Origin of the sequence: Actinoalloteichus hoggarensis, assembly GCF_002234535.1 — a bacterium.
In the GTDB taxonomy this organism is placed as follows: domain Bacteria; phylum Actinomycetota; class Actinomycetes; order Mycobacteriales; family Pseudonocardiaceae; genus Actinoalloteichus_A; species Actinoalloteichus_A hoggarensis.
On the sequence record NZ_CP022521.1, the window covers coordinates 4,405,877 to 4,421,012 of the forward strand.

Below are 15,136 nucleotides of genomic sequence, written 5' to 3' on the forward strand. Positions count from 1 at the left end.
GCCTGATCGAGAAGCGAAGAACGCTCCCCACCCCAGCCGGTCGCCCGCACCCGTCCGTCCACCCGGCTCAGCGAGACTCGGAGGACCCGCCGTGATCCCGTCCCGCCGACGCGGAGTCCGTCTTCTCTCGGCTACGGGCGCGCTGCTGGGCATCGCGATCTTGACCGGCTGCGCGAACGTCGTCGACGTCGCGGACCCCGAGACACGCGGCTTCGGGCCTGCCACCGGGGATCTGATGATCTCCGTGTCGGACGTGGAGCACCTGGACGTCCGGCCCGCCGACGTCGACGAGATCGAGGTGACGCGCTGGTTCGCCGGTTCCTCGGTCGTCGGCGGCACCGACGCGGTGTGGGAGCGCCATGAGGACACCCTCCGGCTGGCCACGGACTGTTCGCCCTTCCTCGTCGGCCGCTGCGACGCCCGCTACGAGGTCCGGGTGCCCCCGTCGGTGAACGTGACGATCGAGGGCGACAGCGGGCGAGTCAGCGCGTCCGGCTTCGACGCGGACCTGCGGATCACCACCGCCAGCGGTGCGCTCTCGGTCGACGACGTCGGCGGCGCCCTCACCCTGGAGACAGCCAGCGGCGCGCTCCGGGCCACCGGCATCCGGTCGAGCGTGGCGGACGTGACGGCCCAGAGCGGCGAGATCGAGCTGTCGTTCACCGAGCCTCCCGAGAGACTCACGACGCGAGCGAAGAGCGGGGAGGTCACGATCGAGGTCCCCGCGGTCGCGTACCGCCTCGCCACCACGACGCACAGCGGCGAGGTGACCAACGCCGTCCCCACCGATCCGGACGCGGAGCACTCGATCACGGTCGAGACCACCAGCGGCCGGATCACCCTCGTCACCGGTCAGGACGGCCCGTCGACCTGACGCATCCGACGCGCCCGACGACCGACCGCACGTCGTTCGCCGCCGACCGGCCCGCCGCCCGCCGTCGCGGCCCGGCGGTCACCGACACGCCCGCGACAGAGGTCGGGACTTCGGGGCGTGGCGGGCCGAGGCGCCCTTGCTAGGCTGAGGTCTCCGATCGCGCCGTCCCGACCGGGCCCGCGCGAATCGGCGCAGCGAGCCCTGGACGTCGGGCGGCCGTGGAGCACTCGACCCTCGTGGAGGAATCCGGATGACCTCCCAGGGGCAGGTACGACGCAACGTCGCTCCGCATGCCGCGCCGGAGCGCGACGGCGATCCGACTCATGGCGACTCGTCCGGTCCTCGGCCGGTCGACCCGCCACGCCCCGAGAAAGGCCCGTCGATGGCCGCAGCGGCCCGTCAGACCATCGAAGGCGACACCGCGGCGGGCATCATGGTGGTCGGCGACTCGGCGACCACGCAGCGCACGATCGCGCCGAGACTTCGGCAGGCAGGCCATCCGGTCGCCGAGGCGCGAACCGGGGCGGACTGCCTGCGTCTGTTGGAACAGAAGAGGTTCACCCTGGTCATCCTCGCCGTCGATCTGCCGGACATGGCCGGCGCCGAGGTGTTGAAGCGGATCAAGGCCGATCCCGTCCACGGCGGCACGGCGGTGATCCATCTGACCTCGGAGGCCACCACCGGCGGCGAGCGGGCGCAGGGCATGACCCGGGGCGTGGACGCCTACCTCACCGAACCGGTCGATCCCGACGAGCTGGTCGCCACGGTGGACGCCGCTCTGCGGCGCGCGGGGGCCCTGGCCGTCGTCGAGGGGCGTCACTCCAGCGAACTCGCCATCGCGGAGGAGCGCGTCGACCGACTCGGCGGTCTGACGCAGGCGATGGCGGCGGTCAACGCGGCCACCGACTTCGACGGCGTGGTGGCGGCGGCCGCGCTCGGCCTGACCGCGATCTTCCCCGGCCGGGCCTCCGCGTTGGCCCTGCGGCCGGACGGCTGGTGCAGGCTGGCGGTCGTCGACGGCCCCGATGAGACGATCACCACCCGGATCGTGCCCTCCGACCTGTTGGAACGGCTGGGTGATCACGCCGAGCAGGTCGCCGAGGACATCGCGACCGCCGTGCTGGACGGCACGACGTGGTCGGCGGAGGTCATCTCCACGCCCACCGACGACGACACTCGCGTGCTGCTCTGCCAATGGCAGGCCGAGGGACCGCCCGTGTGCCTCGCGATCACCGCCGTCGAGGACCACGGCGCCGAGGAGCAGGAACTGCTCTGGCAGCTGGGCAGGACGTTCGCCCTCGCCGTCGGCGGCCTGCGCTCCTTCGCCGCGGAGCACAGCCTGGCCCTGACTCTCCAGCGCAGCCTGCTGCCGACGCTGCTGCCACGACGCACCGACTTCGACATGGCCGTGCGGTACGTGCCCGCCGCCAGCAACGCCGAGGTCGGCGGGGACTTCTACGAGGTCACCGAATGGGGCTCCGACCTGCTCGTCGCCATCGGCGACGTCACCGGTCACTCGATCAAGGCCGCGACGATCATGGGCGAGGTGCGACACGCCCTACGGGCCTTCGCCGTCGAAGGCCATCGGCCGGACGTGATCCTCGATCTGCTGAACCGGATGATGCTGAAGTACCACCCCGAGTTCTGCGTCACCATGTGTCTGCTGCTCATCGACACGGTGACCGGCGAGGCCGCCGTCGCCAACGCCGGACACATCCCGCCGCTGCTCGTCGACGCCGAGGGCGCGCGGTTCGCCCCCGTCAACGGCCCGCTGTTGGGGATAGCCCTGGACCGTCCCGGTTCGACGAGCGTGCGCATCCCGGTCGGCACCACCGTGATCCTGTTGACCGACGGGCTGGTCGAGGACCGGGTCACCGATCTCGACGAGGCGATGACCGCGCTGGCCGAGGTCGCCACCACCGCCGCCGCCGACAGCGACGACCTGGAAGACCTCTGCGAGCAGCTGATCACGGAGTTCGGCACCGGCAAGGACGACGACATCGCCCTGCTGGCCCTGCGGCGTCTCGCGGAGCGGCCGCGAGACGCCGACGACGAGTCGGCGAACGGGCCCGCCTGATCCGACGGGCCGCCTGATCCGACGGGCGCGCCGAACCGCGGCCGGGCGGCCGCCGCCGATGCCGCCTTGTCGTTCCGGTCCCTCGTCGAGGTGCCGGTCGGACGCACGCGCTCCGGTTCCCTGATCGCCCTGCACCGTCGACCGCCTGTCCCGTAGACGGCCTGCACTTCGGAAGGAGCGCGACACCGTGGGCAGCGGAATCGACACCCGGCGCCGCAGTCCTGCCGAGAAGATCTCCGACACGAGGCGGGAGCGCTTGTAGCGTGACCCGCGGACAAGCCAGGACCGGCAGGATGCCGCGGTGGAACGCGGTTCCGACGCGGCGACGCTTCACGCGGGCGGACGAACCGTCGCCGCCGTCCATCTTCCCGGCTTCGTCGCGGCGGCGGTGTGCTCCGCCGAGCCCCGCCCGGCATGCCGGCCGTCCGGCCGAGACCCGCCTCGCCATGCCAGACCCGGCTTCGCCGACGGCCGACCCTCCCCGGACGAGCGGGACCGGCCGGCCGGGCCCGACCGGCACGCCGACGCGGGCACGGGCGAAGACCGGCCCCGCACCTGGCGCGTGGTGCGGGGCCGGCTCTTTCCCTCGGCTCGGCCGTCACCCGTCGGCCGCACCGAAGCCCTGTCGCCTCACCTCATTCGGCGGCTCCGAACAGCTCGGCGTGCAGCGCGAGGGCCGTCGCGATCTCGGCCTGCGCCCAGAATCGGTGATAGGTGAAGGTCGGCGGCTCGCCGCCGTCCAGGTAGGCCTGCACCTGCGGCCAGTCCGGGTCGTCCTCGTAGAAGGACCGGATCGACGTGAACGTGGAGTCCGAGTCGATCACGTCGCCGTTGGGCATGGTGCCCGTCCAGCCCTCCGGGATGTAGAGGCCCTGGTCGGTGCCCGGGTCGTAGGCGTCGTCGAAGCGCTCGTAGTCGGCGCGGCTCTCCGGGATCGCGATGCCGATGTCGGTCTGGTTGGCCAGCAGCGCGTCGAGCAGCGCCTCGCCGGTGGCCTGTGCCTCGGCGTCGCCGGACTCAGCCGCGTAGTGCAGCAGCGTCTTGACGTAGGACGCGGTGACGCCGACGTCCTGGGTGTGGTTGAGCACCTCGACGCTCAGGCCGGAGTTGTCGCCGGGGTCGTCCGGGTTCCAGTCGTCCGGCTGGCCGCTCCAGTCGAGATCGGAGGGGACGGCGAAGTCGCCGTCGGCGCCCAGCTGGGTGTTCGCGATCGCCCAGTCCACCCACTTGGAGACGATCTCGCCTGCCCGTTCGTCGCCGGTGACGTCGTAGAGCTGGGCGATGCGCTCCATGCCCCAGGCCTGGAAGCCGAACCACCGGTTGCTCGGCGGGTCGTTCCAGACGGGCTGCCAGTCGTAGTACAGCCCGTAGAACGTGGCGCTGTTCGTGGGCGGCTCGGCGTAGCGGCCTTCCCAGTTGTTCGTCGCACCGCCGGCGATGCCGCCTTCCGGGGCCTGCAGCCACTGGATGAACTCCAGCTGACGGTCGAGGCTCTCGGCCCAGTCCTGCTGCGCGGTGGGCGACTGCGGGGCCATGCCCTCGGCCTCGGACAGTGCCCAGGCCGCCATCGGGTTCTGGTAGCCCTGGTGCACGCCGGAGCCGCCGATGCGGAAGGCCCACGGGTATTCGGCGCTGGCCAGCGCCCCGCCCCAGGAGTAGTACCAGGACAGCAGGTAGTGGGAGCTGTTCTTCCCGCTGCCCGCCGGGCAGCTGATCGGGTCGGTGCAGTCCCCGATCTCCTTGAAGTACTTGTCGTACATGGCGTACCGCAGGTAGTCGCCCATCTTCACCGCGTCGGCGACCGTGTCGGCGATGACGTCGCCCTGGCCCTGTTCCTCGGCCCAGGTCTTCGCCAGGTAGGCGACCTGGACCACGCGGGCGTCGGCGTCCGGGGCGGCCGTGTAACGCCACTGCTCGGAGTACTGTTCGTCGCCGGTGAACAGGTCGAGGTAGCCGTTCTCCCCGCCGAAGTCGAAGGTCTCGCACGAGGGGTGCGGGACGGTCTCCCAGACCGACTCGTTGGAGCCGCGCTGGTAGGAGTTCATGAAGACCGGCTCGTCGCTGCTGCCGTCGCCGCAGAAGCCGAAGCCGTAGACGTTGTCGACGTCGAGCAGCCAGGCCATGCCGTAGACGTCGGAGTCGCCGTAGGTGGCGGACAGCTCGCCGCCGAGCGGGTCCTCGCCGACGGGCACGTCCGGGTTCAGCGGGGACGGGTAGTCGGTCGGCGTCGGCGACTCGCCCGCGTACGTCGCCGGGGAGCCGGGGTCGTACGCCGCGTTGGTGGGCTGGTCTTCGCTACCGGGGACGATGAACGTCTCCAACGACTCCCAGGCCCGGTTGAACGGCTCCCAGTCCTCGGTGATCCGCGCGTAGGCCGCCTCGAGCCACAGGTAGTAGCTGTAGGCCTCCGAGGTGGTCTGGTGCCCGTGGTCGGGCGCCTCGACGATCAGCGTCTCCACCGAGTGATACGGCACGAGCAGGCCGTCGACCTCGCGGAAGTAGCCGCTGGCCGGGTCCTTGATCTTCTCGTACTGCTCGAGGAAGGCGGCCTCGTAGTCGCTCTGCGCCGCGCCGATCTCGCGCACGGTGATCACGGCGGGGGCGTATCCGTCGGCGGTCGCGGTGAAGATCGCGGTGCCGGGGGACGCGCCGGAGTCGGCCGAGGTGACGGTGACGGACCTGCCGGTGTTCCAGTTGTCCGCGTCGAAGTTCAGCGACGAGGTCTCCAGCGACAGGTTCGCCGTGCCCGCGGTCCGCGTCAGCGCGACGGTCACGTCGTCCTGCGGGGCGGCGGCCAGCGACAACGCGAAGGACGCCGACTGACCCTGGCGGACCGACAGCGAGGACCGGTCGCTGACGATCGTGCGTTCGTCGACCGGCGGCTCGCCGAGGTCACCGCAGGCGGCGCCGTTGACGGCGAAGTCCGTGGGCGCGGTGTTGGCGCCCGACTTGGCGGCGTTGAAGCCGAAGGTCGCGGAGCCGCCGGGAGCGACGGTGCCGTTCCAGGACACGTTGCGGGCGGTCACCACCGAGCCCGACTGGGTGACCTGGCTGTTCCAGGCCTGGGTGATGCGCTGGCCATCGGGATAGGTCCAGGTCAGCGACCAGCCGTTGAGGGGGGTGCTTCCCTCGTTGGTGAGCGAGACCTCGGCGCCGAAGCCGTCGTTCCACTCGTTGGTGACTCGGTAGTCGACGCTGCACTGCACGTTCTGCGCGGCTCCGGCGGGCGCCGTGATCGGCACGATCACGGCGGCCAGCAGCGTCGCCGCCGCAGCCGCGGGCAGTGGTCTCCTCGACCACCGCGTCAACCTGTCGGATCTCATGGGCTCCTCGTTTCTGCGCTGGGAGTTCCGCATTTCCGGGTGGCCGGTCGCCGCGGGCACGCCGTGATCCGTCCACCACCAGGGTTCGGCAGGCGACCCGGTGAACGAGCCGAGGCCCGTTCACCGGGTCCGCCGCTGTCCGCATGTCTGGAAGCCGGGACGGACAGTTCTCGCGCGTGGGAAGAGGCATCACCTCCGTCGGCAGGCCGCGACAAGGGCCGGTGCGGGACGCCATTGGGAGCGCGGTCGCGTCCCGCACCGGGGTCTTCGCAGGGGAGGTCTCGTCGAGATGTTCAGTCGGCCGGTGTCTGCCTGGGTGTCCGCCGGGCGGCGCCGGTTCCGGGAAGGCCGAGCAGCCGGGGGCGTAGTCGGCGAAGACCTGCGAGGTCCACGCCGACGTCCACGCCGAGCCGGGCGTCGATCAGTCGTCCCAGGGTCGCCTCGACGCGGCGTCGCACGCCGGGCAGGGGGGCCGGGCCCGGGCGCCGGGCCGACGCAGGCCGCGGCCGCAGGTTGAGGCGCTCGTCGATCGGGATCTCGGACTCCGAGGGCGGGACGCCGAACCAGGGCGCTCCGCGGTGGTCGTCGGGTGCGGGAGCCTGGCGGGGGGCGGGGGCAGGACGGGCGCCCGCCTGCTCTCCCGCCGCCCCCGCCAGGGTGGTGGCGGCGACAGCCCGCACACCCGCCGATGACGTCGGGGTTCGCAATATGCCGTCTCGCACGGCCGCCTCCTCGTCGAAGCACGAACCGGAGTCGTTCTCACCGGTGACCCGCGATCCATGTGGTCGTTACCTGTGAGCGCTCCCAAACGAAGAATAACGAGCACGAAATGCAAAGTAAAGACTTCGTTGCCATTCCCGACTTTCGGCAGCCGTCATTCACCTGAACAGCTGCCGCGATTCTCGGTCGAATGGCCTAAATCCACTGTCTATGCCGGAGTTCGACTGTCGAATTCGATGCGCCGATTCGATCGGAGACACCGCGGTCGACCATAGAGAAAAGATCATTGGGAGCGCTCCCGCCCGCCGCGCCGAGGTGCGTCGGCGCGACCGAGACCACGTCGACCCCGGCCGGCGCACCCGCCGCGATCCCGGCCGCCATGACGCGACGTGCCGGTGTGAGCTGGAGCGCTCACACCGGCACGGAGCTGCACGGACGGCCCGGGCGTCCGTGTGGGCCGACAGGAGGATCAGATCGGCCGCGACGAGGGTCTCACCGCTCCTCCGCCGGACCAGCCAGGGGCACCGCGTTCTCCCGCATCACCGAGGAGAGCCACTTGGCCGAGTTCTTCGGCGTGCGCACCTGGGTCTGATAATCCACGTGCACCAGGCCGAAGCGCTTCGAATAACCCCATGCCCATTCGAAGTTGTCCAACAACGACCAGCAGAAGTATCCCCGCAGGTCCACTCCGGACTCGATGGCCGCCAACGCCGCGCGCAGATGCCCGTCCAGATACTCGATGCGGTCCTGATCGTCGATCTCACCCGCGTCGTTGATCACGTCGGGGCAGGCCGCGCCGTTCTCGTTCACGTAGATCGTGCCGACCGCGTACTCCTCGTGCAGCCTGCGCAGCACCCTGGTCAGCCCGTCCGGGATCACCTCCCAGCCCATGTCGGTCACCGGCAGGCCCGCGTCGGCGAACCGCAGCTCGCCCGCGCCGACCCAGGGCGAACCCGCGGGGGTGTGCGGCGCCGACGTCTCCGCGCTCGCCGTGCCCGCCCCGACCAGGAAGTGGGTGTAGTAGTTCACCCCGAGCATGTCCAACGGTGCCGCGATGGTCGCCATGTCGCCGTCGTGAATGCGCTCGGCGAGGGCGAACGGCGCCAGGTCGGCCACCACGTCGTCCGGGTACCGGCCCCGCAGCAGCGGATCGAGGAAGATCCGGTTCTGGAGTCCGTCGACGCGACGGGCCGCGTCGACGTCGGCGGGATCGGCCGGGTTGACCGCGTCGACCGGATACAGGTTCAGCGTGATGCCCAGCTGAGCCTTCGGGTCCCGGTCACGAATCGCCGATACCGCCAGCCCGTGTCCCAGCAGGAGGTGATGCACGGCGGCCACCGCGGCCGACGGCTCCTGCCTGCCCGGGGCGTGCACGCCCGCCGAGTAGCCGAGCAGAGAGGTGCAGTACGGCTCGTTGAGCGTGGTCCAGTGCTCGACCCGGTCGCCGAGGGCGGCGTGCACGGAGTCGGCGTACTCGGCGAACCGGTATGCCGTCGAGCGTTCGGCCCAGCCGCCCCGATCCTCCAGGGTCTGGGGCAGATCCCAGTGATACAGCGTCAGCCAGGGCGTGATGTCATGCGCGAGCAGCTCGTCGACGAGCCGCCGGTAGAAGTCCAGGCCCGCCTCGTTGACCGCCCCGCCGTCCGGCCGGACCCGAGGCCAGGCCACCGAGAACCGGTAGGCCTTGAAGCCCAGGTCGCTCATCAGCTTGACGTCCTGCGGCATCCGGTGGTAGTGGTCGACGGCAGGGTCCCCGGTGTCCCCGTTGAGCACGCGCCCCGGCGTGCGGCTGAAGGTGTCCCAGATGGAGTCGGTGCGGCCGTCCTCCGTGGTGGCGCCCTCGATCTGGAAGGCCGCCGTGGAGGATCCCCAGAGGAAGCCGGCGGGGAAACTCCGCTGCCGCGTCGCCGAGGCCTCCTCGGCCTGTCCGTTCACCTCGTATGTCGTCATCCCTTGACAGCTCCCTGCATGATTCCGGAGACGATCTGCTTCCCGAGAACGATGAAGATGAACAGGATCGGCAGAGTCGCCAGCGTGGTACCCGCCAGGACCAGCGAGTAGTCGACCGAGTAGCCGCTCTGGAGCCGCTCCAGGGCGAGCTGGATGGTCGGGTCTGAGGGGTCGAGGACCACCAGCGGCCAGAGGAAGTCGTTCCACGAGGTCATGAACGTGAACAACGCCAGGATCGCCGCGGCGGGACGGGCGGCGGGCAGCACGACGTGCCAGAAGGTGCGGATCATGCTGCACCCGTCCATCCTGGCCGCCTCCAACAACTCCGTCGGCACGGCCGTGACCAGGTACTGCCGCATCCAGAACACGCCGAAGGCGGTCACCAGGTTCGGCAGGATCACCGCGATCAGCTCGCCCGCCATCTCGAGTTCGGCCATCGCCATGAACATGGGGATGACGCCGAGCTGCGTCGGCACCAGCAGGGTGGCGACGACGAAGGTGAACAGCGCGTTGTTCCCCTTGAACTTCAGCTTGGCGAACGCATAGCCCGCCAGGGTGCCGAAGATGACGACCGACACGGTGACGATGGTGCCCACCAGGAGGCTGTTGCCCAGCGCTCGCCAGAACGGCGCGGTGTCGAACACCCGCGCCGCGTTGGCGAAGAAGTTCCCGCCCGGCCACAGGGGCGGAAGCTGCTGCGCGGTGAACGAGCTGTCCCGGCTGGCCACCAGGAACGACCAGTACAGCGGGAAGATCGAGCCGAGGATGAAGGCGATGAGCAGCCCGTAGGTGAGGAAGCCCGGCTTGCCGATGATCGACCCGGGGTCCTGCCCCTTCCGCTTGCGCACCTGCCTCGGCGCCGGCGTCAGGACGCTCATCGTGAGTCCTCCGTACTGGATATGCGGCGCGTGAGCCAGAAGTTGATCAAAGCGAAGATCACGATCACCAGGAAGAGCACCCAGGCGGTGGCCGACGCATAGCCGAGATCGAAGTTCTCGAAGCCCTGCTGGTACATGTACAGCGTGACCGTCTGGAACTGTCCGGTGGAGCCGCCGTTGTTGGAGCCGGGGACCTGCGCGAACAGCTTGGGCTCGGTGAAGATCTGGAGACCGCCGACCGTCGCGGTGATCACCACGAAGAACATCGTGGGACGCAGCATCGGCAGGGTCACGCTGATGAACCGCCGCCAGCGCCCGGCGCCGTCCACCGTGGCGGCCTCGTACAGGTCGCGGGGGATCGCCTGCATCGCCGCCAGGATGATCAGCGCGTTGTAACCGGTCCACCGCCAGTTGACCATGCTCGCGATCGCGACATGGCTGGCGAAGCGGTTGGCATGCCAGTTGATCGGGTCGATGCCGAACAGCCCCAGCACGCCGTTGATCAGGCCGTAGTCGTGGTTGAACAGATTGCCGAAGATGATGCCCAGTGCCACGAGGCTGGCCACGTAGGGCAGCAGGAGTCCGACTCGGAAGATGGTGCGCGCGCGCAGATGCGCGTCGAGCAGCACGGCGAACAGCAACGCCATCGCCAGCTGGGGGGCGGTGGAGAGGATGAAGATGCTGATCGTATTGACCATGGCCTGCCAGAACCTGGCATCGCCCATCAACGCGACGTAGTTGTCGAGCCCGATGAAGACGGGGTCCTCGGCGACCAGGCTCCAGTCGAACAGCGAGACGTAACTCGTGTAGAGCAGTGGGAACAGGCCCACGATGGCGAAGATGACGAAGAACGGCGCGATGTAGAGGTACGGCGAGTAGCGGACGTCCCAGTGATTGAGCCGTTCCCGCAGACTCCGTCGTCCGCCGCCGTCACCGGGCGACGCTGGCGGGTCGCCGTCCGCGCCTGTGCCATCCGAGCCCGTCGACCCGGACGTTCCGACGGTCAGGCTGGACACTCCCCCTCCTTCATGGGGTTCCGGCACGACCGCGGACTCTCGCCGAAGAATGCTTCGGCGAGGTCCGCGGCGGCCTGGTGGGGTACGGCTTCGGTCAGCCTGCGAGGTTCAGCGAGCCGCTGAGGAAGGCGTCCCACGCCTGGTCGGGGCTCGCGGTCCCCTCCTCGATCGAGGCCAGCGCGGGCGACAGCACGTTGCTCTGGATCTGACCGTCACGCGGCCCCTTGAACTGCGCGGGACCGACGTCGGCGGCCCGCTCCGCGAACAGCGCGCCGGTATCGACGTCGAAGTACTCGTTGGTCAGCGCCAGCAGCTCCTCGGACTCCAGCGCCTCGATCTGGCTCGGGAAGGGGCCGGAGGCGACGAACGCCCGGGTCTGCTGCTCGGGAGCGGTCAACCAGGCGGCGAGTGCGGCCGCCTCCTCGGGGTGGTCGGTCTGGGTGGGCACGGTCAGCCAGGTGCCGCCCCAGTTGCCGCCGCCGTCCGGGAAGTCCTCGGCGACCCGCCAGACCTTGTCCGGGCCTGCCAGCTCCTCGATCTGTCCGAGCAGCCACGGCGGGCAGGTCTTGGTGGCGAAGGCGTCCTCGCGGAAGCTGGTGTCCCAGGCAGGGCTGAAGGCCTCGAGCCCCGCGGACTGGCCGCCCTCGATCGCGGCGACCACCTGATCCCAGTTGTCCCTGATGTCGGCGTTCGTCTCGACCACCAGGTTGCTGTCGGTGTCGTAGTAGCCGGTCTCCAGCTGGTTGTGCATGGCGTTGAAGACCTGGGGGCCGAAGTCGAACCAGGCCGTGTCCGGGTTCGCCGCGATGAACTCGTCACCGGCGGCGAAGTAGGAGTCCCACGTCGCGAACAGCTCGCCGACCTCGGCCGGGTCGCTGGGCAGGCCCGCCTCCTCCAGTAAGTCGGCGCGGTAGCACATGGCCAGCGGGCCGATGTCGGTCCCGTAGCCGATCAGCTTGCCGTCGGGGGTCTGGCCGCCCTCGTACTTCCAGTCCAGCCAGCGGTCCGGGCTGACGTCGTCGGGCCCGATCTCGTTCAGGTCGTGGAAGCGGCCGGAGGCCTCCATCGCCTGCGCGATGTAGCCCTCCTCGACGCCTTCGATGTCGGCGAGGCCGGAGCCCGCGCCGATCTTGGTGAACAGATTCTGGTGGTGGGCCTCGGCGGTGCCGGTCTTGCGTTGGATGACGGTGATGCCGGGGTTGGCCTCCTCGTACTCCTCCAACAACTCCTCGTAGCCGAACTCGTTGAACGTCGCCACCACGAGTTCGATGTCGCCGTCGCCGCCGCCGTCACCACCACCACCGCAGGCGGACAGGGTCAGGGCGGCGGTCAGGCCTACCGGCAGGGCGAGCATTCTCCGTCTCGGATGGCGCACGTCGACACTCCTCATCGGTGGAACCGGCTCGGGAAGGGCTCAGGCCGAGCCCGCTGAACAGCGCAAGAACCTGTGAGCGCTCCCAAATTCTTGGGCAACAGTGTCGAAGGCCACAGTAGCGAAGTCAAGGGAACGTTTCCATGGTGTTACCTGAGCCGTCACCGCCCGGCAGGCGAGCCGGGGTCGTTCAGCGGCGACTACCTGCGTATACCCGCCACTCGAAACCATGGACCGACGTCGTCGGCCGATCGGCGAACATCTGTCGTCCGTCGACGGCGGCACCGGCACGGCACGCTTACACATGGGAACGCTCCCAGTCCGCCATCGGCGTGCTGATCAGCAGCGACGATCAACACAGGAACACGACCAGGTAGTTTGAACACGAAGGCGGGGGAAGAACCGGAGATGTCCTACCATCAGGTGCCGGGAGCGCTCCCAACGCTGGAGGAGGCGTCTGCATCGCATGCGGTCCTACCTGGTCAAGGGATGCGACTCCCTCCTCGCCACAGTACGGAGGTGTTGTAGACAGTGGCCGAAGCAGACCACGGACACGGTGCGAGCAGGCCCACCTTGGAGCAGGTGGCCGCCGCCGCCGGCGTCTCACGCGGCACCGTCTCGCGGGTGGTGAACGGTTCTCCGCAGGTCAGCGAATCGGCCAGGGCCGCGGTGCTCCAGGCGGTGCACGAGCTGGGCTACGTGCCCAACCGTGCCGCCCGCAGCCTGGCGAGCCGAAAGGCCGACTCCGTGGCGTTCGTCGTCTCCGAACCGGAGACGAGAGTCTTCGGTGAACCGTTCTTCGCCAGCCTGTTGCGCGGCGCGAGCCGCGAACTGTCCAACAGCGGCCTCCAACTCGTCCTGGTCATGTCCTGGACCGCCCGGGAGCACGCCCAGGTGGAGCAGTACGTGCACAACGGGCACGTCGACGGGCTGATGCTCGTCTCGGTGCACGGTGACGACCCGCTGCCCGCCCGGTTGTCCTCCGGCGGCATCCCCGTCGTGATGGCGGGCAGGCCGCACGTCACCACGCCCGAGATCCCCTACGTGGACTCCGACAACGTCGGCGGGGCCCGCAGCGCGACCAACTATCTCTACGATCAGGGCCGTCGCCGGATCGCGACGATCACCGGGCCGCAGGACATGTCGGTCGGCGTCGACCGACTGGCCGGATATCGCTCGGCCCTGCGCGGCCGCCGAGGCGTGCCCAGAGACCTGTATGCCATCGGAGACTTCGGCCGGGAGAGCGGCGAGCGGGCGATGCGCCAGCTTCTGGAGCGCGAACCCGCCCTGGACGCGGTGTTCGCGGCCAGCGACCTCATGGCCGCGGGCGCCCTCATCGCCCTGCGCGCGATGGGCCGCCGGGTGCCCGAGGACGTCGCCGTGATCGGCTTCGACGACTCCGAGGTCGCCGGGCACACCGATCCGCCGCTGAGCTCGGTGCGGCAGCCGGTGGAGTTCATGGGACGCGAGATGGCCCGAATGCTGCGGACCATGATCGAGGGCGGCGACCGCAAGGTCGCGCCCCTCATCCTGCCGACGGAACTGGTGCTACGCGGCTCGACCTGAGGCACGGTCGGCGTCACGGCGGCCCCTCCCTCCTGGCCTCGCCCCTGTCGCGAGGCCGCACCCGTCGCAATCGACGACGGCCCTTCGGCAGGAGCCCGACGTCCCTCCCGCGTGCGACACGGGAGGGGCGTCGGCTCCGGTCCTCCCTCGACGGTGCCATCAGGCACGCGGCCGCGCGGCACAGGCCGATCGACGCTGCCCGCGCGACGGGCGATCTCTGCCCGAACGGGCAGGCGCCGAGGAGCATGCGGGAGTGCGTCCGCCCGTGTGGTCCCGCGGACCGGCTCATCGGCACCCGCGGCACGGACAGGGGACGGATCGGCTCGTTCGCGGCGCGGATCGGCCTGCCGCCGGGCCGCTCACGGGCGCCCGCGTCCACCGCCGCGGGCCGTGCCGCATCGTGGAGGCCGCTTCGACGACGTGTCGCCGCCCGGCCGGGAAAGTCAGGCATTTCGGGCAGCGCTCACTCGGCAGGCTAACAGGTTACGCAACCGTAGGTTCGAGCCGCATGGCTGGTCAGGAGGGCCCTCCCAGGGGTTACTGTCAGGCCATGCCGGAACTCGTGTATCCGCCGATCGTCCTCGCCAGCAAGGCCGTGTTCCGCATCCTGGATCTGCGGCTGAAGGTCACCGGCGCCGAGCACGTGCCGACGACGGGCGGCGCCGTGCTCGCCGCGAACCACGTCAGCTACCTGGACTTCATCTTCTGCGGCTACGGCGCGCAGCCCTCACGCAGGCTGGTGCGGTTCATGGCGAAGAAGGCGATCTTCGATCACCGCATCGCCGGGCCGCTGATGCGCGGGATGCGGCACATCGCGGTCGACCGTGCCGCGGGCGCGGAGTCTTACGAGCAGGCGCTGACGGCCTTGCGGGCAGGCGAGGTGGTCGGCGTCTTCCCCGAGGCCACCATCAGCCGCTCGTTCACGGTGAAGGCGCTCAAGACCGGCGCCGCCCGACTGGCCGCCGCCGCGGGCGTTCCTCTGATCCCGGTGTCGTTGTGGGGGACGCAACGACTGTGGACCAAGGGCAGGCCCCGCACGCTCACCCGTCGACACGTACCCGTCTCCATCAGCCTCGGCGAGCCGATGCACCCCTCCCCCGACGAGTCGCCGGAGGTGGTCACCGCCGAACTGCACACTCGGATGAGCGCCCTGCTCGACGCGGCGCAGCGCTCCTACCCCGACCAGCCCGCCGACGAGGCGGACCGCTGGTGGCAGCCCGCGCATCTGGGCGGCTCGGCCCCGACGCCCGACGAGGCCGCCGAACTCGACGCGCACCGCCCGGAGAACCGCTGAATCGCTGAACGAGCCGGTGCGATCCGGACCGGTCCCACGCGAGGGGCGATACCACGACCGAGATCG

Annotated in this window: 10 protein-coding genes; 4 read left to right on the forward strand and 6 right to left on the reverse strand. The window is 70.0% G+C overall.

Annotated features, from left to right (window positions below; translation table 11 throughout):
- The first annotated feature begins 91 nt into the window (after nucleotides 1-91).
- Both AHOG_RS18695 and AHOG_RS18700 read left to right on the forward strand, forming a co-directional pair.
- Nucleotides 92-874: a DUF4097 family beta strand repeat-containing protein gene (locus AHOG_RS18695; RefSeq protein WP_093942511.1), complete on the forward strand. Its 783-nt coding sequence runs from the start codon at nucleotides 92-94 to the stop codon at nucleotides 872-874.
- A gap of 250 nt (nucleotides 875-1,124) precedes the next feature.
- Entirely contained in the window at nucleotides 1,125-2,951 is a 1,827-nt protein-coding gene (locus AHOG_RS18700; protein WP_093942512.1) for a fused response regulator/phosphatase, read from the forward strand.
- 635 nt (nucleotides 2,952-3,586) lie between these two features.
- On the opposite strand, the gene AHOG_RS18705 is transcribed toward AHOG_RS18700, so the two are convergent.
- The 6 genes from AHOG_RS18705 to AHOG_RS18730 all read right to left on the reverse strand — a co-directional run bounded on the left by AHOG_RS18705 (nucleotide 3,587) and on the right by AHOG_RS18730 (nucleotide 12,192).
- A complete protein-coding gene (locus AHOG_RS18705; RefSeq protein ID WP_093942513.1) occupies nucleotides 3,587-6,274 on the reverse strand; it encodes a glycoside hydrolase family 48 protein in 2,688 nt (895 codons plus the stop codon).
- A gap of 293 nt (nucleotides 6,275-6,567) precedes the next feature.
- Nucleotides 6,568-6,996: a hypothetical protein gene (locus AHOG_RS18710; RefSeq protein WP_157736913.1), complete on the reverse strand. Its 429-nt coding sequence runs from the start codon at nucleotides 6,994-6,996 to the stop codon at nucleotides 6,568-6,570.
- Between the two features lie 490 nt (nucleotides 6,997-7,486).
- Nucleotides 7,487-8,944: a GH1 family beta-glucosidase gene (locus tag AHOG_RS18715; RefSeq protein ID WP_093942515.1), complete on the reverse strand. Its 1,458-nt coding sequence runs from the start codon at nucleotides 8,942-8,944 to the stop codon at nucleotides 7,487-7,489.
- Nucleotides 8,941-9,822, reverse strand: coding sequence for a carbohydrate ABC transporter permease (locus tag AHOG_RS18720; protein WP_093942516.1), 882 nt, complete (start codon nucleotides 9,820-9,822; stop codon nucleotides 8,941-8,943). Before AHOG_RS18720 ends, AHOG_RS18715 begins: the two co-directional genes overlap by 4 nt.
- The gene (locus AHOG_RS18725) at nucleotides 9,819-10,829 is read right to left on the reverse strand and encodes a carbohydrate ABC transporter permease (protein ID WP_093944590.1); all 1,011 of its coding nucleotides are present in this window, start codon (nucleotides 10,827-10,829) and stop codon (nucleotides 9,819-9,821) included. Before AHOG_RS18725 ends, AHOG_RS18720 begins: the two co-directional genes overlap by 4 nt.
- A 103-nt stretch (nucleotides 10,830-10,932) precedes the next feature.
- Nucleotides 10,933-12,192, reverse strand: coding sequence for an ABC transporter substrate-binding protein (locus AHOG_RS18730; RefSeq protein WP_093942517.1), 1,260 nt, complete (start codon nucleotides 12,190-12,192; stop codon nucleotides 10,933-10,935).
- A 549-nt stretch (nucleotides 12,193-12,741) separates the two neighbouring features.
- Here AHOG_RS18730 and AHOG_RS18735 point away from each other — a divergent pair.
- On the forward strand, nucleotides 12,742-13,776 hold the full coding sequence (locus AHOG_RS18735) for a LacI family DNA-binding transcriptional regulator (RefSeq protein ID WP_093942518.1): 1,035 nt from the start codon (nucleotides 12,742-12,744) through the stop codon (nucleotides 13,774-13,776).
- 550 nt (nucleotides 13,777-14,326) lie between these two features.
- On the forward strand, nucleotides 14,327-15,070 hold the full coding sequence (locus AHOG_RS18740; RefSeq protein WP_093942519.1) for a lysophospholipid acyltransferase family protein: 744 nt from the start codon (nucleotides 14,327-14,329) through the stop codon (nucleotides 15,068-15,070).
- Nucleotides 15,071-15,136: the final 66 nt, after the last annotated feature.

Excerpts from the sequence above, each read along its gene's own strand:
- AHOG_RS18700 (WP_093942512.1), top strand. The coding sequence starts at position 1,125 with ATGACCTCCCAGGGGCAGGTACGACGCAACGTCGCTCCGCATGCCGCG.
- AHOG_RS18705 (WP_093942513.1), bottom strand. The coding sequence starts at position 6,274 with ATGAGATCCGACAGGTTGACGCGGTGGTCGAGGAGACCACTGCCCGCG.
- AHOG_RS18715 (WP_093942515.1), bottom strand. The coding sequence starts at position 8,944 with ATGACGACATACGAGGTGAACGGACAGGCCGAGGAGGCCTCGGCGACG.
- AHOG_RS18720 (WP_093942516.1), bottom strand. The coding sequence starts at position 9,822 with ATGAGCGTCCTGACGCCGGCGCCGAGGCAGGTGCGCAAGCGGAAGGGG.
- AHOG_RS18730 (WP_093942517.1), bottom strand. The coding sequence starts at position 12,192 with ATGCTCGCCCTGCCGGTAGGCCTGACCGCCGCCCTGACCCTGTCCGCC.
- AHOG_RS18740 (WP_093942519.1), top strand. The coding sequence starts at position 14,327 with ATGCCGGAACTCGTGTATCCGCCGATCGTCCTCGCCAGCAAGGCCGTG.